General features: G+C 65.8%; 14 protein-coding genes and 1 pseudogene. 6 read left to right on the top strand and 9 right to left on the bottom strand.

The window, feature by feature from the left end; genetic code table 11:
- The first annotated feature begins 65 nt into the window (after window positions 1-65).
- Window positions 66-563 carry a DUF2141 domain-containing protein gene (locus AC3D24_RS03725; RefSeq protein WP_489028308.1) on the top strand — a complete coding sequence of 166 codons (498 nt, stop codon included), beginning with the start codon at window positions 66-68 and terminating at the stop codon, window positions 561-563.
- Window positions 564-567: 4 nt separating this feature from the next.
- On the opposite strand, the gene AC3D24_RS03720 is transcribed toward AC3D24_RS03725, so the two are convergent.
- The 5 genes and pseudogenes from AC3D24_RS03720 to AC3D24_RS03700 form a co-directional block, all read right to left on the bottom strand.
- Window positions 568-1,278: a TonB-dependent receptor domain-containing protein gene (locus AC3D24_RS03720; RefSeq protein WP_489028306.1), complete on the bottom strand. Its 711-nt coding sequence runs from the start codon at window positions 1,276-1,278 to the stop codon at window positions 568-570.
- 76 nt (window positions 1,279-1,354) lie between these two features.
- Window positions 1,355-2,329 (bottom strand): annotated as a pseudogene (locus tag AC3D24_RS03715) (glycosyltransferase); the annotation flags it as partial.
- 90 nt (window positions 2,330-2,419) lie between these two features.
- Window positions 2,420-2,680, bottom strand: a complete 261-nt coding sequence (locus tag AC3D24_RS03710; RefSeq protein ID WP_489028304.1) for a phospholipase D-like domain-containing protein — start codon at window positions 2,678-2,680, stop codon at window positions 2,420-2,422.
- Window positions 2,677-3,375 carry a hypothetical protein gene (locus AC3D24_RS03705; RefSeq protein WP_489028302.1) on the bottom strand — a complete coding sequence of 233 codons (699 nt, stop codon included), beginning with the start codon at window positions 3,373-3,375 and terminating at the stop codon, window positions 2,677-2,679. The genes AC3D24_RS03710 and AC3D24_RS03705 overlap by 4 nt, the downstream gene beginning before the upstream one ends.
- A 143-nt stretch (window positions 3,376-3,518) precedes the next feature.
- Window positions 3,519-3,782 (bottom strand): hypothetical protein, encoded by a 264-nt coding sequence (locus AC3D24_RS03700; RefSeq protein ID WP_489028300.1) that lies wholly within the window; start codon window positions 3,780-3,782, stop codon window positions 3,519-3,521.
- A 28-nt stretch (window positions 3,783-3,810) separates the two neighbouring features.
- Here AC3D24_RS03700 and AC3D24_RS03695 point away from each other — a divergent pair, with 28 nt between their 5' ends.
- The 5 genes from AC3D24_RS03695 (at window position 3,811) to AC3D24_RS03675 (ending at window position 13,405) form a co-directional block, all read left to right on the top strand.
- Window positions 3,811-4,794, top strand: coding sequence for a LacI family DNA-binding transcriptional regulator (locus AC3D24_RS03695; protein ID WP_489028298.1), 984 nt, complete (start codon window positions 3,811-3,813; stop codon window positions 4,792-4,794).
- 98 nt (window positions 4,795-4,892) lie between these two features.
- Window positions 4,893-7,397 (top strand): TonB-dependent receptor domain-containing protein, encoded by a 2,505-nt coding sequence (locus AC3D24_RS03690; RefSeq protein WP_489028296.1) that lies wholly within the window; start codon window positions 4,893-4,895, stop codon window positions 7,395-7,397.
- 14 nt (window positions 7,398-7,411) lie between these two features.
- Window positions 7,412-9,214 carry an alpha-amylase family glycosyl hydrolase gene (locus AC3D24_RS03685; RefSeq protein ID WP_489028294.1) on the top strand — a complete coding sequence of 601 codons (1,803 nt, stop codon included), beginning with the start codon at window positions 7,412-7,414 and terminating at the stop codon, window positions 9,212-9,214.
- Window positions 9,215-9,395: 181 nt separating this feature from the next.
- Window positions 9,396-10,730 carry an MFS transporter gene (locus AC3D24_RS03680; RefSeq protein WP_489028292.1) on the top strand — a complete coding sequence of 445 codons (1,335 nt, stop codon included), beginning with the start codon at window positions 9,396-9,398 and terminating at the stop codon, window positions 10,728-10,730.
- Window positions 10,731-11,203: 473 nt separating this feature from the next.
- Complete coding sequence (locus AC3D24_RS03675) at window positions 11,204-13,405, top strand: ATP-binding protein (RefSeq protein WP_489028290.1); 2,202 nt, start codon at window positions 11,204-11,206, stop codon at window positions 13,403-13,405.
- A 70-nt stretch (window positions 13,406-13,475) separates the two neighbouring features.
- On the opposite strand, the gene AC3D24_RS03670 is transcribed toward AC3D24_RS03675, so the two are convergent.
- Genes AC3D24_RS03670 through AC3D24_RS03655 form a run of 4 tightly spaced genes read right to left on the bottom strand, consistent with a single transcriptional unit; the run spans window position 13,476 to window position 17,436 of the window.
- Window positions 13,476-15,161, bottom strand: a complete 1,686-nt coding sequence (locus AC3D24_RS03670; RefSeq protein ID WP_489028288.1) for a GMC oxidoreductase — start codon at window positions 15,159-15,161, stop codon at window positions 13,476-13,478.
- Window positions 15,162-15,212: 51 nt separating this feature from the next.
- The gene (locus tag AC3D24_RS03665) at window positions 15,213-16,046 is read right to left on the bottom strand and encodes a sugar phosphate isomerase/epimerase family protein (protein WP_489028286.1); all 834 of its coding nucleotides are present in this window, start codon (window positions 16,044-16,046) and stop codon (window positions 15,213-15,215) included.
- The gene (locus AC3D24_RS03660) at window positions 16,043-16,624 is read right to left on the bottom strand and encodes a gluconate 2-dehydrogenase subunit 3 family protein (RefSeq protein ID WP_489028284.1); all 582 of its coding nucleotides are present in this window, start codon (window positions 16,622-16,624) and stop codon (window positions 16,043-16,045) included. Before AC3D24_RS03660 ends, AC3D24_RS03665 begins: the two co-directional genes overlap by 4 nt.
- A complete protein-coding gene (locus AC3D24_RS03655) occupies window positions 16,621-17,436 on the bottom strand; it encodes a 3-keto-disaccharide hydrolase (RefSeq protein WP_489033031.1) in 816 nt (271 codons plus the stop codon). The genes AC3D24_RS03660 and AC3D24_RS03655 overlap by 4 nt, the downstream gene beginning before the upstream one ends.
- Window positions 17,437-17,459: the final 23 nt, after the last annotated feature.

Genomic DNA, 17,459 nt, shown 5'->3' with positions numbered 1-17,459 from the left:
GGACGCCACGTTCCACCCGAGTCTGCCTTGCATACGAGATCGAAGCGCGCATAGGCTCACGGCCTATGACTGGACTATTCATTGCGGCGTTGTTGATTGCGCCTACCCCCGCTGTGAGGCCGCTCGGCCCCGATGCGGCGAAATGCATGCCCGGCGGCGGGCATTCGGCCATTCTGGTGGACGTCGGAGGGTTCAAGTCCCGTGCGGGAACCGTCCGCGTGCGCGTGTTCGGCGGCGCGACATCGACGTATTTCGACAAGAAGAAGGCTTTGCTGCGGACCGAAATACCTGTGCCGCGCGCAGGACCCGTCGCGATCTGCATGCCCGTCGAGCGACCGGGCGTCTATGCTGTCGACGTCCGACACGACAGCAACGCGAACGGCAAGACCGATCGTAGCGACGGCGGTGGCGCGTCGGGCAACCCGCACGTCACGCTGTTCGACATGCTGTTCTCGCGCAAGCCCGATCCGAAGATCGTCCAGGTCCGTGTCGGTTCCGGCACGACCGTCGTTCCCGTCACGCTCACCTATCTCCAGGGCGGCTCGCTGAAGCCGATCGACTAGCGCGCTACCACGCGAGCGATCCCCCGATCCTGAGCGTGCGCGGTCGCAGCGGCGTATATTCGTTACGGGCTGCGAGTGCGAACGGATTGCCGCCCGCGAAGCGGTCCCCCTTTACGTCGAACACATTGTCGAGTGTCGCGGTCAATCGGATCCCGCCCTGCGTCCACGCCCCGCCGAGATGCGCGGTTCCGTATTCGCCCTGGGATACGTCCAATGGTACCTGCGTCCCGACCGTCGACCGGCCGACGTAACGCCAGCCGGCGTCAACGCTGGCGCTGGCATCGGCGCGCACCGACCAATCGTAACCGATGCTACCGGACACTGCGAACGGTGGTGTGTTCGGCAGCCGTGCGCCCACCTGGCGGCGCAGCGTGGGATCGGGGTCGGTCACCCGTGTGTCGTTCAGGAACATCGCCGTCTCGATCCGCAAGCCGATCAGCGGCACCCAGTTCATGCTTCCCTCCAGCCCTCGAATCCGGCTGTTGCCGAGGTTGGTGGTGAACGGAAACCCGGTGCGATCGACGAGATCCGCCTGAATATGGCGCCAGTCCGCCAGCGATGCGCCCAGCGATCCGGCGAGACCGGTCGGCCCTCCGCGTTCCTTGCGGATACCGATCTCGGCGACATGGATCGTGTCGGGCACCAGATCGGCAACCCGTCCGACCCCCGGCGCGACCGTAATTCCGCCGGTCCGGAATCCCGACTGATAGCGCATACGCGACATCACCGATCCGGTGATGCGCGACCAGCGCCGCCAGCGACACGGGGTCCGGCGGTGTCTGGGCCAGCATCGCCGCGATCCCCTGCGCCAGTGCCGCGCCGTCGCCGAGCGGTACGATCATCCCGGCCCCCGGAGCCGCCAGCAACCGCGTCGCCGGCGTGCAATCGGTCGCGACCACCGACCGCCCCGCCGCGAGTGCCTCGACGACGACCGCCGGGTACCCTTCGAAATCCGACGCCAGCACGAACAGCCGCGCGGCGTCGAGCCACGGACGGATATCCGCGACATAGCCGGTGAACACGACGCGGTCGGCAATCCCCAGCGCCGCGCTTTGCCGGCGGAGCGCACTGGCCTCCGGTCCGTCTCCGACGATCACGAGCCGGGCTGTATCTCCCGGCAGCGTAGCAACCGCCTCGATCAACCGTGAAAAGCCCTTTTCGGGCACCAACCGCCCCGCCGCCAGGACGATGGGCGGCTGCGTAGCGGGGATCGCCGTCGGCGGCGCCAGGTCGTCGCCGAGCGCAGGCAGGGCGATCGTCGTCGCGACCTTGCGGCGCAAAATCCGGTTCGCCTGATCCCGCGCGACGTCCGACAGCGCGACGACCGCATCCACGCGCCGTAACAGCCGCCGCATTCGCCGCTCGAACGCCCATTGCCGGACCCGACCACGCTGCGGCTTGTCCAACGCCGCGCTGACCTGCGCGATGACGGGGACGCCACTTCCGCCCAAGGCTGCAGCGACCGGCCAGTGAAAATTTCCGGGTAGGAAGATCCCATCGAACCGACGGTGCGCGACGAACCTCCGCGTCGCCTGCGCAAGACGCCGGCGCGATCCCCGCCCCCTGGGAACAGGAGGATCGGCAACGACGACCGCCACGTCCGGTCCCGCCAGTGCGCGCAAGGGACCGGTGTCGGCGCCGGCGAAGATCGTCACCGCCGCGCCGCTGTGTGCCCATGCCATCGCGAGGCGAACGGCAACGCGCTCGGTACCGCCCAGCGCAAAATCATGGAGCACGATCAGGATGGACGGAGCCGGCAAACACATTCCCGCGCGGTTACCGTCACCGCCCTTCCGACGCCAATCTTATTGCACCGCTGACCAACGCGGGCACGCGGCCGGGTCAGAGACGCGGGCTCACCATGCGCGCGATATTCTCGCTGAACTTGCGGATCCAGCACCGGCGTTTCGTTCCAGCGTATCGCTGTTCGCCAGATAGCTGGCCAGCACCGCGGTCAGCACCGCGATGCTGCTGCGATCATGCAGCGACAAACCGACTTCCTCGTTCGACTGGAACGAGCGGAGATCGACGTTGCTCGATCCGATGATGCTGACCGCATCGTCGATGCTGACGTTCTTGGCGTGAAGCAGATAATCGCGGAACAGGTTCCGGCTCATCGCAGCGGATGATGGGGGTCGTCGCTGGTCTCGATGCTCGTCATGCCGCCACCGCCACCGCCACCGCCACCACCGCTTCCACCGCCGCCACCGCCCGACTTGCCGCCATCATCCCGCCCGGCGGATCCCTTTGCGCCGCCTCCTGGGCGGGCGGGGCCCTGCAGGGCGATCACCAGGTCCTTCGGGATCGGATCGAGGTCGAGCGCATCGCGAACGAACGCGCGCAACGACACGACCAGTTCGTGGGTATGGACCGGATGGCCGGCGACCAGTTCCTTCACCGCGCGGTCGGCCAGGCGGACATGCTCCTCGGTGCCGAGCAGGATGATATCGGACAATGCGGCCTCGACGGCATCACGGATCCGGCGGGTACGATCGGATCTCGACGCGGTCTCTGCGCTGAGATCCAGCGCGGCCATCGGTTCGGTCGCCGGACCCGCCGGCGCACGGCGGCGCAGGTCGCGCTTGTGCGCCGGGTCGACGGTCAGATCGCCGGTAAAGGATCCACCCAGCGTCTTGTACGCGGCGATCAGCGTGCGCAGGCGCTCGTTGATCTGACGGTTCATGCGCTCGCGGCGCTGCTGGAACACCATCATCGTCAGCAGCCGGATGCCGACCCCGAGAAGAGTCACGAGCACCAACCCGAATAGCGTCGCGAACACGCTTTGCCATGAACTGAAATCGATATTGCGCACGATTACACCCTTTGCTGTGCCGCGAGCGACGGCGCGCCCGCGATGTGCCATGGGAGCGGCCTACACCTCCAGCCCCCACCGCGATATCTCCGGCCGGATCGGACACCGTCAGCCGGAGACCAGCGGACCGAGATCATCGACACTCATACGCTGCAAGCTGTGCGACGACGCCCCGTGCGCGCGTCAACCAGGGTTTTATCGACCTGTCGGACGATGGCTGCGAGCAGATCGGCATCGACGGCGATCCGTACATGCCGAGGGCCGAACCAGAGCATTTCGGCCTGGAGGCGCACCGAACGCGCCGAAGCGATCGGCGCAATGATGAAGGATGCCCCGCGGGTGCGCGCGCCGCATAACTTGCCCGCACAATTGTAGCGGGCCACGGCGCATTGTACGACAATCGCCATCGTATCTTCCGCTAGGATCACTCGAAGAATGAAACTTGCCGATCTGGCGGTACTCGCAGGCGTTTCGACGGCCACGGTATCGCGCGCGCTGGCCGGGCATTCCTCCGTCAATGCGCGAACGCGGGACCGCATTCGCGCCCTCGCGGTCGAACATGACGTGCGGCCGAACCAACTCGCGCGCAACCTGCGGTTGAAGAGCACGGGCGCGATCGGGCTGGTGCTACCGCTCGGCCACGCGAAAACGCAGCATTTGACGGATCCTTTCTTCCTGACGCTGCTCGGGTTTCTGGCCGACCTGCTGGTCGAGCGGGGCTATGACATCCTGTTGTCGCGGGTCATTCCCGATGCCGACGACTGGCTGGAACGAGTGGTCGACAGCGGGCGGATCGACGGGCTGCTGCTGGTCGGCCAGTCGGACCAGTTCGCAGTGATCGAACGCGTCGCGCAGCGCTATCGGCCGCTGGTGGTGTGGGGGGCGCATCGCCCGGACCAGCATCATCTGACGATCGGATCGGACAATGTCGCGGGTGGTCGGATGGCGGCCGAGCATTTGATCGCAAGGGGGCGCAAACGCTTGATGTTCGTGGGCGACCCTGCCCCGCCGGAATTCGCGGACCGACTGGCCGGATTTGCCGCGGCCGCCGGCGAATGGGGACTTGCTTGCGAAGTGCTCGCGACGCCGATGATGCCGGAAATCGTCCATGCGGCGGTCGCCGAACGGCTCGGGCGAGGTCCCGCGCCGGACGCGATCTTCGCGGCATCGGACGTCGCGGCGATGAGCGTCCTGCGCGCGCTGGCGGAGGCCGGCATCGACGTTCCGGGGACCACCGCCGTCGTCGGGTATGACGACGTGACGCTGGCGGCGCATACATCGCCGTCGCTGACCACGATCCGGCAGGATCTGGCGATCGGTGCCGGTCTTATGGTCGACCGCCTGCTCAAGCGCATCGCGGGCGAGCCTGCGGAGTCCGCGATCGTGCCGCCGAGCCTGGTCGCACGACAGTCCGCCTGAATTTCGCAATCGATTGCGGAAGGTTATTGCAATCGATTGCGAAAAGCGTAGGAGGCGATTCTGGGCTTCGCAGAAAGCCACCCTGCAGGGAGGATCGCATGAACACTCGTCACGTTTTGCTGGCTGGCATCGCCGCCGCTTCGCTCGCCGCATCGTTCGCAACGGGGGCGTCGGCGCAGACCGCCGATCCGCAGACGGATGCAGCCTCGGCACCTGCCGCAGACGCGCCGCAGGACGATATCGTCGTGACCGCGGTTGCGCGGGGTACGAACAAGCTCAACACCTCGATCACGACCAGCTCGATCAACTCGGACACGCTGGTCCAGCTCGCACCGCGCACCTCGGGCGAACTCCTCCGCAACCTCCCCGGCATCCGCGTCGAGGCATCGGGCGGCGACGGCAACGCGAACATCTCGGTCCGCGGCCTGCCGGTCGCATCGGGCGGCTCGAAGTTCCTCCAGTTGCAGGAAGACGGCCTGCCGATCCTGGAATTCGGCGACATCACGTTCGGCAATGCCGACATCTTCCTGCGCGCCGATTTCAACGTGCGGACGATCGAGTCGGTCCGCGGCGGATCGGCCTCGACCTTCGCGTCGAACTCGCCCGGCGGTGTCATCAACTTCATCTCGAAGACCGGTGAGCAGGAAGGCGGCGCGTTCCAGCTGACCAGCGGGCTCGACTACCGCGAATTCCGCGTCGATTTCGATCAGGGCGGCAAGCTGTCCGACACGCTGACCTATCATTTCGGCGGCTTCTACCGGATCGGCGACGGCCAGCGGCAGGTCGGCTATGACGGCGTGAAGGGCGGCCAGTTCAAGGCGAACATCACCAAGTCGTTCGGCGACGGCGGCTATGTCCGGCTCTACGGCAAGTATCTCGACGACCGCGCGATCGGCTATCTGCCGAACCCGGTGCAGGTGAGCGGCACGAACAGCGACCCGACCTACAGCAACATCACCAATTTCTCGATCAACAACGGCACGCTGCACAGCGGGAACATCCGCACCGTGCAGACGCTCGACGGCGACAACAAGCTCGTCACACGCTCGATCCGCGACGGCCAGCATCCGGTGGTCTATTCGGCAGGGCTCGAGACGCAGATCCCGGTCACGGACGGCTGGAACATCGTCGAGCGCTTCCGCTATTCGGACATCTCGGGCGGCTTCACCTCGCCCTTCCCATCCGCCGTGGATTCCGCGCAGACGATCGCCAACGGCCTCGGCGGCGCGGGTGCGCAGCTGTTCTACGCCAGTGGTTCGCAGAACGGCCAGCGGATCACCAACCCGGCGTCGCTCAACGGCAATGGCCTGCTGGCGAACGTCGTGCTGTTCGACGTCGACCTGAAGAGCCTCAACAACATCACCAACGACATCCGCCTCAACGGCTCGCTGCCGTTCGCCGGTGGGTCGCTGTCGGTCACGGGCGGCTTCTACGCCTCGCGTCAGGACATCAAGACCGACTGGCTGTGGAACTCGTTCGTCCAGACCGTCGCCGATGACGGCCGTTCGGAACTCGTAGACATCCGAACCGCGGCGGGCGTGCCGGTCACGCAGAACGGCGTCCCCGGCTATTCGGCGAGCGGCTTCGGCAATTGCTGCCGCCGGTCGTACGATCTCGACTACACGACCTACGCACCGTTCGCGCAGCTCGGGCTCGAGATCGGCCGCTTCAACATCGACGGCTCGCTGCGCTACGATTTCGGTCGGGCCCGCGGCAGCGTCGCCGGCGCCGATCTGGGTGCGGGCTTTGGCAGCGGCATCACGACCTTCGACATCAACGGCGACGGCGTGATCTCGGCCGCGGAGCGCCTGGTCGCGGTGATCCCGAACGTCCGGTCGCCGCTCAACTATAATTATGATTACCTGTCCTATTCGGGCGGCGCGAACTATCGCCTGACCGACAGCACGGCGGTGTTCGCCCGCTACAGCCGCGGCGGTCGCGCCAACGCCGATCGCCTGTTGTTCGGCCCGTCGATCAACACGACGACGGGCGGCCTAACCGACGAGAGCGCCGCGGTCGATTTCGTCCGCCAGCTCGAAGGTGGCTTCAAGTTCCGCCAGAACGGCCTCTCGCTCTACGCCACCGGCTTCTGGGCGCGCACCGAGGAGCAGAATTTCGAGGCGACGACGCAGCGTTTCTTCAACCGTGAATATGAGGCGAAGGGCGTCGAGCTCGAAGGCCGGATCGCACGCGGGCCGTTCTCGCTGTCGGCGGGCGGCACTTACACCGATGCCGAGATCACCAAGGACGTGCTCAACCCCGCGGTCGAGGGCAATCGCCCGCGTCGCCAGGCCAAATTCATCTTCCAGGCGACCCCGCAGGTCGATGTCGGCCGGCTGACCGTCGGCGCGAACGTGATCGGCACCACCGACAGCTTCGCGCAGGACAATAACGTCCTCAAGATGCCCGGCTATACGCAGGTCAACGCGTTCGTCTCGGTACGCCCCGCGGAGAACGTGACGCTGTCGGTCAACGGCAACAATTTGTTCGACGTGAAGGGCATCACCGAGGCCGAGGAAGGCGCGATCCCGACCAACGGCATCGTCCGGGCGCGCTCGATCACCGGCCGGACGATCTCCGCCGCAGTCCGCGTCGGCTTCTGATCGGGCGGGTGAGCGTGACCTTATCCTCGACCGAACGCCGTCTCGACGCGCTCGCCCCCCGGCTTAAACGCCAGCTCGAACGGCTGTACGGCAGCGATCGGCTGGCGGCGCTCTGGCCGCGGATGGAGACGATCCTCCGCGACCGGGCGAGCGAACGGCCGGCGGCGATGGTCGCGCTCGACGAGGCGCGGCTGGCCGATCCCGACTGGTTCGTCGCACCCGACATGCTGGGCTATTCGACCTATGTCGACCGGTTCGCCGGCACGGTCGAGGGGTTGATCGGCAAGGTCGATCATCTTGAATCGCTCGGGGTCCGCTATCTGCATCTGCTCGCGTTGCTGAAGGCGCGCGAGGGCGACAGCGATGGCGGGTTCGCGGTCGCGGACTATCTGGCGATCGAGCCGCGGCTGGGAACGATGGCCGACGTCGAGCGGCTTGCGGCCCGGTTGCGCGAAGGGCGGATCAGCCTGTGCGTCGATCTCGCGCTCAACCACACCGCGGACGATCATGCCTGGGCTAAGGCGGCACTCGCTGGCGATCCGCATTTCCGCGCGTTCTATCATGTGCTGAGCGAGGACGAGGCTCAAGCGTACGAGGCGGCACTGCCTGAAGTATTCCCGACCACGGCGCCGGGAAATTTCACGTCCGTGCCGGCAATGGGCGGGCAGGTCTGGACGACCTTCTATCCGTTCCAATGGGACCTGAACTGGTCGAATCCCGAGGTCATGCTGGCGATCGTCGATACGATGCTGCGGCTGGCGAACCACGGCTTCGAGGCGTTCCGGCTCGATTCGATCGCGTTCCTTTGGAAGCAGATCGGCACCGATTGCCGCAACCGTCCGGAGGCGCATTTCATCGTCCGTGCCTTGCGCGCGGCGCTCGACATCGTCGCGCCGGCGACGTTGCTGAAAGCGGAAGCGATCGTCCCGACCGCGCTCGTACCGCCGTATTTCGGCGCGGATGAAGGCACTGACTGGGATGGCGGGTTCGAGCCCGAATGCCATCTGGTCTATAACAATTCGCTGATGGTCGCAGGCTGGGTTGCGCTGGCCGAACAGTCCGCCACCCTCCCCCACGCGATCGTCGAGGCGAGCGGTGGCCTGCCGCGCGGTGCGAACTGGCTGAGTTACGCGCGATGCCACGACGATATCGGCTGGGGCGCGGTGATCGGTGATCTCGCCGGGATCGATCCTGATCCCGTCGCGCGGCTGAAGGTAGCGGCGCGGTTCCTTGAAGGCGGCGATGGCAGCTGGGCGCGCGGGGCGCCGTTCCAGTCGGACGGCTCGGTGCTGCACGGCTCGAACGGGACGATGGCGTCGCTCGCCGGGCTCGAAGCGGCGGTGGACGACGAGGCCCGCGAGATGGCGTTTCGGCGGATCGCATTGCTCAATGCGCTGTCGATCGCGAGTGGTGGGCTGGCGACGACGTATATGGGCGACGAGGCTGGGCTGTTGAACGACACGAGTTATCTGGGCGATCTGGAGCGCGCGCATGAAGGTCGCTGGCTGCACCGGCCCGAGATGGATTGGACGGCGCTCGACGGCCCCGCCGCACGACGGATCAGCGGCGACCTGGAAGCCCTGCGCGCGGCACGTATAGCAAGCGGTGGCGCGGGTTCGCCGGTGACGATAGCGACGGGCTCGGCTGCGTTGCTCGGGATCGGCTGTGGTAGCGACCGCGTCTTCCTCAACTTCTCCGACAAGCCCGTCTCGATCGAAGGGTTGGCGAGCTGGCAGGATCGGTTGTCCGAACAGCCGTGCGGTGCCACCCTCGCCGTCGAACCCTGGGGCGTCATTTGGGCAGGCCCCACAGCATGAACTTGCACTTTCGCAATCCTCCCCCGCAAGGGGGAGGTGTCGCCGAAGGTGACGGAGGGGGAGGACACGCAACGGCGGTTGCTCTTTCCTCCCCCTCCGTCTGGCAAGTGCCAGCCACCTCCCCCTGGCGGGGGAGGATCGACCGGTCCACGCCTCGCGGGCTCGAACAAGGGGCATTTTGATGAACCTCGGCCACCTCACCAAGCCCCGCCTGTCGCTGATGCGGTTGATCGAGATGAACCTCGGCTTCCTCGGGCTGCAATTCTCGTTCGGTCTTCAACAGGCCAACATGGCGCCGATCTACGGCTATCTCGGCGCCGACGAGGCGAGCCTGCCGCTGCTGTGGCTCGCCGGGCCAATGACCGGCCTGCTGATCCAGCCGCTGATCGGCGCGATGAGCGACCGGACCTCGACCCGGATCGGCCGGCGCACGCCCTATTTCCTGGTCGGCGCGATCCTGTGCAGCCTGTGCCTGCTGGCGATGCCGTACAGCCCGACTCTGTGGGTCGCGGCCAGCCTATTGTGGGTGCTCGATGCGGCCAACAACGTGACGATGGAGCCGTACCGCGCCTATGTCGGTGATCGCCTGCCCGACGACCAGCGGGCCGCCGGGTTCCTGACGCAATCCGCGTTCACCGGCCTCGCGCAGACGCTGTCCTATCTGGCACCGTCGCTGCTGGTATGGATCGGCTTCAACAAGGACGCCGTGGATGGCAACGGCATTCCCGACATCACGCGGATCGCGTTCCTGATCGGTGCGGTGCTGTCGCTCGCGACGATCGTCTGGTCGGTCGTCCGCGTCCCCGAACTGCCGCTGCCTGAGGAGGAAAAGGCGCGGCTGGCGAAGGAGCCGCTGACGCTCGGCGGTACGCTGAGCGACCTTAGGACTGCGCTGGTCGAGATGCCGCGGCCGATGCGGCAGCTCGCGCTGGCGATGCTGTGCCAATGGTATGCGATGTTCGCCTATTGGCAGTTCATCACCTTCGCGGTCGCACGGTCGCTGCACGGCACGTCGGATGCCAAGAGCGAAGCGTTCCGCGATACCGTGCTCACCGTCGGCCAGCTCGGCGCGTTCTACAACGCGGTCGCGTTCATCGCGGCGATCGCGCTGGTCCCGCTAGCCCGACGCTGGGGCGCCAAGAGCGCGCATGCCGCCTGCCTGCTCGCATCGGGCGTGGCGATGCTGGCGATCCCCGGCCTGCGCACCGAGGCGGCATTGTTCGTGGCGATGCTGGGCATCGGCATTGGCTGGGCGAGCATGATGGGCAATCCGTACATCATGCTGATCGACATGATCCCGCCCGAGCGCAACGGCGTCTACATGGGCATCTTCAACATGTTCATCGTCATCCCGATGATCATCGAGAGCCTCACCGTGCCGTTGTTCTACCATTCGCTCCTCGGCGGCGAACCGCGCAACATCCTGTATCTCGGCGGCGCGCTGATGATCCTCGGCGCGATCGCGACGACCCGCGTGACGATGCCGCATCCCATCCGCCCACCAGCGTCCGCCTGACGTTGACCCACTGGCAAGGCGTCCCCATCGGCGGGTCATGACCGGACGCAACGGGCGGCGGGCGGTGCGATGGGACGAGCAAAAATCACCCAAGCACCGGCAAGCCCAGCCGAAAATCGAGGTCTGACCCGGGGTTTGGCCGGCACTTACGAAACCTGGCGCGAAAAGCAGACCGATCGGAATCAGAGCGACGCCGCGCCCCGCAAATCCCACCGGGCACGGCACGACGATCCCTGCCCGGCCTGGCAACCGCCTCGCGTTCGCTTCCCACGGAGCGCGGCAAGCTTGCGGGTTGTGGGCACGCAAAAGCGACGTTCCTCAACGTGGGTTACTGCTACCCGGCCGATACGCGGTTCCGCACGCATCCCGTGGCGCATAAAGATATGGGCTTAAGCATGCCGTCGCGTGTTGGTAAGAACCGGACAACCCCCTCTGCCTACCCGATTTTATGGAGCGTACCAGTGATGCACGGCTTGCCAGGATTCCTCCGGGGTGACGACCGCATGGGACCACTGGTTGCGAGCCATGACTGGAGTGGATCGCCGATCGGGCCCATCGAGGCGTGGTCGCCGCATCTGCAGATCGCAGTCGGCATGATCCTGCAATCGCCGATGCCGATGGCCCTGCTCTGGGGTCCAGACGGCATACTGCTCTACAACCAGCATTATATCGAGATCGCCGGCGCGTATCACCCGGCGATGCTCGGCCGCCCGGTTGCCGACGCATGGCCCGAGGCGGTCGATTTCAATCGCCATATACTCGCCACCTGCCTTGGTGGTCGGCCACTCACATTCTCCCGACAGGAGCTGACGCTCTACCGTGCGGGGCGCGCCGAACAGGTGTTTTTCGACCTGAACTACGCGCCCATGCTCGATATGGACGGGCAGCCTGCCGGTGTGATCGCGACGGTCATCGAAGTGACCAAGACGGTTGCGATGGAGCGAAACCTCATCGCCGAGACGCAGACGCTGGAGACGCTGAACCAAACCGGCGCCGCGCTGGCAGCCGAACTGGACCTCGAGCCGCTCGTGCAGATGGTGACCGACGCCGGCGTGAAGCTTACCGGCGCGCAATTCGGTGCGTATTTCCACAACCTCATGGACGAGAGCGGGGAGCGGCTGCACCTGTTCACGCTGTCGGGCGCCGATCGCGCCGATTTCGAAGCGCTAGGCCGCCCGCGCGCGACCGCGGTGTTCGAGCCCACGTTCCGCAATGTCGGCGTCTTTCGCGCCGACGATATCCTCGTCGATCCGCGCTATGGACGCAACGCGCCGTTCGCAGGGATGCCGCCCGGCCACTTGCCGGTCCGCAGCTATCTTGCCGCGCCGGTGGTGTCGCGGTCGGGCGAGGTGCTGGGCGGGCTGCTGTTCGGTCATCCCGAGCCCGGTCGTTTCAGCGAGCGGCACGAACGCCTGCTCGCCGGCGTCGCCGCCCAGGCCGCGATCGCGATCGACAATGCCCGGCTCTTCTCGGCGGTCCAGGACGTGAACAATACGCTGGAACGCCGAGTCATGGAACGAACCGACGAGCTGACCCGGGCGCACGAGGCGCTGCGCCAGGCCCAGAAGATGGAAACGCTCGGCCAGCTGACCGGCGGAATCGCGCATGATTTCAACAATCTGCTGACCGTCATTCGAGGGTCGACCGAACTGCTGCGGCGGCCGGGCCTGAGCGAGAGCCGACGGGAGCGCTATACCGATGCCATTGCGCAGACCGCGGATCGCGCGACGAAGCTTACCAGCCAGCTCCTCGCCTTCGCCCGCCGCTCGTCGCTGACGCCGCAGGTGTTCGATGTCGGGGATACCATCCGCGGGCTCAACGACATGATGGAGATGCTCGCCGGTTCGCTGATCGAAGTCGACCTGAAGCTGTCGTCCGCCGCCTGCTATATCAACGCGGATGTCAGCCAGTTCGAGACGGCGATCGTCAACATGGCGGTAAACGCCCGCGATGCGATGGCGCAGCAGGGACGCCTGACCATCACCGTCGATACCTGCGATACGATACCGCGTTTGCGCGGCCACGACGCGCGCGCCGGCGACTGGGTTTCGGTTGCGATCTCCGACACCGGCAGCGGCATCGCCCCGGAGAACCTGGAACGGATCTTCGAACCGTTCTTCACATCAAAGGGCGTTGGACACGGCACCGGCCTCGGATTGTCGCAGGTATTCGGTTTCGCCAAACAGTCGGGGGGCGACGTCGCTGTCGCCAGCGAGCCCGGCAAAGGCGCGACGTTCACGCTTTTCCTGCCGCGCGAGCATGCGCGGCCCGCACTCGAAACCGGCCTCCGGTCGCCGCTATTCGAAGCCCCGCTGGCACTCCGGGTGCTGGTCGTGGAAGACAATCCCGAGGTCGGTAACTTCGCCATGGCGGCGCTGCGCGACCTTGGTCACGACACGGTTCTCGCGCGCAACGCGGCCGAGGCGCTCGATCGCCTGTCGCAGGATCGCCTGCCCTTCGACGTCGTCTTTTCGGACGTCATGATGCCCGGCATGAACGGCATCGAGCTGGCGCACGAGATCCAGCGAGGCAGACCCGATATGCCGATCATCCTGACGAGCGGGTACAGCGAGATCCTGTCGCGGGAAGGCGCAGGCGAATTCGAGTTGCTCCGCAAACCCTATTCGATAGACGCCCTTGCCGTCGCCTTCCAGCGTCTGGCCCACGCCCGGTGAGGCGCAGACCTTCGCGCCGATCCGGCTCGGAACCTTCGCAGGGCCCGCCCGGAACCTTCGCGCTGGCCCGCTAGGCGTTGCGCCTAGCGGGTAGCTGGCGCACCGCGTGATCCACGGCGCGCGCCGTCAGGGCCATGAAGGTGAGCGACGGGTTCACGCACGAGATCGATGCCATCTGCGCGCCGTCCGTCACGTAGAGATTGGACGCCGCGTGCGCCTGACTCCATTCGTTGAGTACCGACCTGGCCGGATCGCGACCCATCCGCGCGCCACCCATTTCATGAATCGCGTCGCCGGGGACGTGCTCCTTTTCCGTGCTCTTGACGTTCGTGAGACCTGCCCCCTTGAGCATCGCTTCGCCCTGAGCCCGGGCGTCGGTCATCATCTTCAATTCATTGTCGCGAAAGCGGACGTCGAAGCGGACCAGGGGGACGCCGAACCGATCCACCTTGTTCTGGTGGAGCGAGACTTTGTTGTCGGCATAGGGCAGGCATTCGCCGAACGCCCCCATGCTGAACTTCCATGGCGCGTATTGGCGCATGCCTTGCTTCATCGATGCGCCGAAGCCGACTGGCGCGGCGGGATTGCGATAGGCGCTGCCCTGATAGCCATAGCCGCGCTTGAAGCCGACGCCCTCGTCACCGCCGATATTGCGGAAGCGCGGGATGTAGACGCCACCCGGACGACGGCCGAATTCGATAAACTCCTCCATGCCGGGGATGTCGCCTTCGATCCCGACGCGGAAGATGTGGTCCATTACATAGCGGCCGAGCGTGCCGCTCTCGTCGAAATAGCTGCGGTCGCTGCCCGGCGCGCGGGAGTTCAGCATGATCTGCGTGGACGCGATCGCCGAGGCGCAGAGGAAGACGAGATCGGCTTGCACCGTTTCCGCCTGGCCGGTCTTTGCATCGATGTAGCGAACGCCGGTCACTTTTTTCCGCGCTGCGTCGTATACTAGGTTCGTGACGACCGAGTCCGACTTGAGCGTCAGGCGACCGGTCGCGCGCGCGGCCGGCAAGGTGACGGCCTGGGTCGAGAAATAGGCACCGAACGAACATCCGTTGCTGCACTGGTTGCGGAACTGGCATTTGGTGCGGTTCTGGTCGGGCTTGTCCTCGGTCATGTTCGACAACCGCGTGTTGATCAGTTTTCGCCCGGGAAACCTGGTCTCGAGACCCTGTTTCAGCCACTTCTCGGCGACGTTCATCGGCATCGGCGGCTGGAACTCGCTGTCGGGAAGGTAGGCAAGGTTCTCCCGCGAACCGGATACACCGATGTACTTCTCGACATAGCTGTACCACGGCGCGACGTCGTCATAGCGGATCGGCCAGTCGCCATCGATCCCATCGCGCTTGTTCGCCTCGAAATCTTCCGGGCTCCAGCGGAAGCACCACCGTCCCCAGATGATCGACTTGCCACCGACCGCCGCGGGCCGGATCCAGTAGAATTTACTGCCCTCGTCATAGGCATAGGGATTCAGCCGGTCGTCGTTGTAGAATTCACGGTTGCTGGGCGCGACGTAACCGTGCGTGGCAATAAAATAGTCGCTGTCGATCAAGTGCTTGGGCATGATGTTGCGTGCCGGCACTTCGTAGGCGGGCTTGCCGTCATAGGTGTAGCCCTCGCCGTGCTCGACCATCTTGCCGCGGTCCAGCATCAGGACCCGGAGGCCCTTTTCGGTCAATTCCTTCGCAGCGAAACCGCCGCTTACGCCCGAACCAATAACGATCGCGTCGAACCTGTTGGTCTCGGCCATGATCTTCCTCTCCTAATTCTCAGAAACGCGTCCGGTCAAAAACGCCCCCGTTCAAAAACGAAGCGCGCGCAACGTCCGGAAGCTCGTGGTGATGTCGGGCAGATAGGGCGCGGGAGCCTGATCGTTTTCGACGTAGAAATGCCGCACGCCTGCGCTGCCCTTCAGCTTGAACAGCGCGGCGAAATCGATCGTACCCTGCCCGACCGCGGTCATGCTCCGGTCCGGGCGCATGTCCTTGACGTGATACGCGTACAGACGCGTCGACAGCCGCTCGATCAGCGTCGTGAGGTTTTCGCCGGCATGCAATGCCCAGTAGAGATCGAGTTCGAGCTTCACGAGCGCGGGATCGGTCTCCTTCAGCAGCCGCTCGTACAGGCTGACGCCACCCGGTTTGGTGGTGAACTCGAAATCGTGATTGTGATAGGCGAAGCCCAGCCCGGCCTTCTTCAGATCGGTCGCGAACCGGTTGAAGTTCGGCAGCGCCGCGGCCCAGCCCGCTTCGTTGCGATGCTCGTCAGTCATGTACGGCAGCACGACGGTGGTCGCGCCGAGCGTCTTGGCCATCGTCACCGACTGGTCGAACTGCTTGAGCAACGCGTCGTAGCCGATATGCACCGAGGGCGCGGTCAGGCCGAGCTTGTCCATCGTCCGGCGCAGCATCGCGTGATCCATGCCGTCATAGCCGCCACCGCCGAATTCGACCTCGCGGTAGCCGATCTTCGCGACCTGTCCGAGCGTGCCGACCGGGTCCTTCGAGAAGATGTCGCGGATCGTGTAGAGTTGCAGGCCGATCGCCTCCAACTGCGCCGCCGACGCGGTCGGCACGAACGCGAGCGCTGCGACCGCGCCGGAGCCGGCGAGCAGATTTCTACGGCTGAGGATCATGCGGAATACACCTTGTTGACCTGGGAATAGGGGAACTGGCCGTTATACTCGCCTGGCACCGGCAGATATTCGCGCTCCTGCGTCATGCCGATTTCCGACGTATAATAGCCGGTCACGACGAGTTGCCGGAACGCTTCGAAGAAGACGCCGCCGGACGGGATCTGGTCGTTCATCGCGAGCGTGAGCAGCGCATCCTGCTGCGCCGCCGTCGCCTTTGCGCCGGCCACCTTATAGTCCTTCAGGCTGCGCGCCTCGATCGCGTCGAGCCCGGCGAGGATCGGCACGCGGTCGGCCGGGGCGGCCCAGTCGGCGAGCAGCTTTTCGATATAGGCCGGGACACCCGCGGCAATCGCGCCCGGCGTGTCGGTGGTCGGCAGGACGCGCTCGCTGAGCGCGGTCATCAGCGCGCGCTGGGGGGCTGTGAAGACCGCCACGCTGGGCGGGCCTTCGCTGATGACGGGAATGCCCGCCGCCGCGCCGGGTGCCTGGCCGACACCGGCAGCGCGCGCGATCGGCGCGAACAAAGCGCTGCCGAACATGCCGACGACACCGGCGAGTGCAGTTCTGCGATCGATCATTTGCCGTCCTTCTTCAGGTCCTGCGCGATCGCCGCCTCGGGCAACGGACGAACCCAGATGTTGCGGAACGACACCGGCGAGTCGTGATCCTGGAGCTGGATCGGCGCGGCGTCGGCGTGCGCAGTGTAGCTCGCGACCTTGCGCCAGATGGTCGTGCCGAGCATCGCCTGGTGGTTCTGGACGAGTACGCCATTCAGCAGCGCGGTGACGTACGCCGGGCGGAGCAGGCTGCCGTCGGCGGCAAAGCGGGGCCGCTCGAATACGACATCGTAGGTCTGCCACTCACCCGGTCGACGCGCGGCGTTCACTAACGGCGGTTTCCAGCCATAGACCGCGCCGACGGTGCCATCGGCGTAGGTCGGGTTCTGCGAACCATCGAGGATCTGCAATTCATAGCGCTGCATGAACCAGATGCCGCTGTTGCCGCGATCCTGCGACGTCTTGGTCGGCGGGTTTGGCGAGCGGAATTCGAGATGCATCTGAACGTCGCCGAAGCTCTGCTTCGAGACGAGGTTGTTCTCGCCGCCGCTTTTCGCACGCGACGGGATCGTTAGGACGCCTTTGTCGATCGGCCACGCGATGCGATCCGGCTTCCACGCGTCAAGCGAGCGCCCGTCGAATAGCACGACCGCATCGGCAGGTGCACCGCCGGGGGTCGCGGCGGGTGCGACCACGACCGGCGCGGGGCGGTCGGCGTCGTGGACGCGCCACTGGCCGCCGGGCAGCATCGGCGTGTCCTTGAAGCCGGGCTTCTCCTGGGCCGCGACTGGCCCCGTCGTCATCAGCGCCATCGCCGTGACAGCGCTCGCCATCAAACAGGTGTTCATGCGTCTTC

It is taken from the genome of Sphingomonas sp. SL1004, assembly GCF_057815015.1.
Note: the sequence above shows the minus strand (reverse complement) of the source record. Positions and strands in the feature narration are given on the sequence as shown.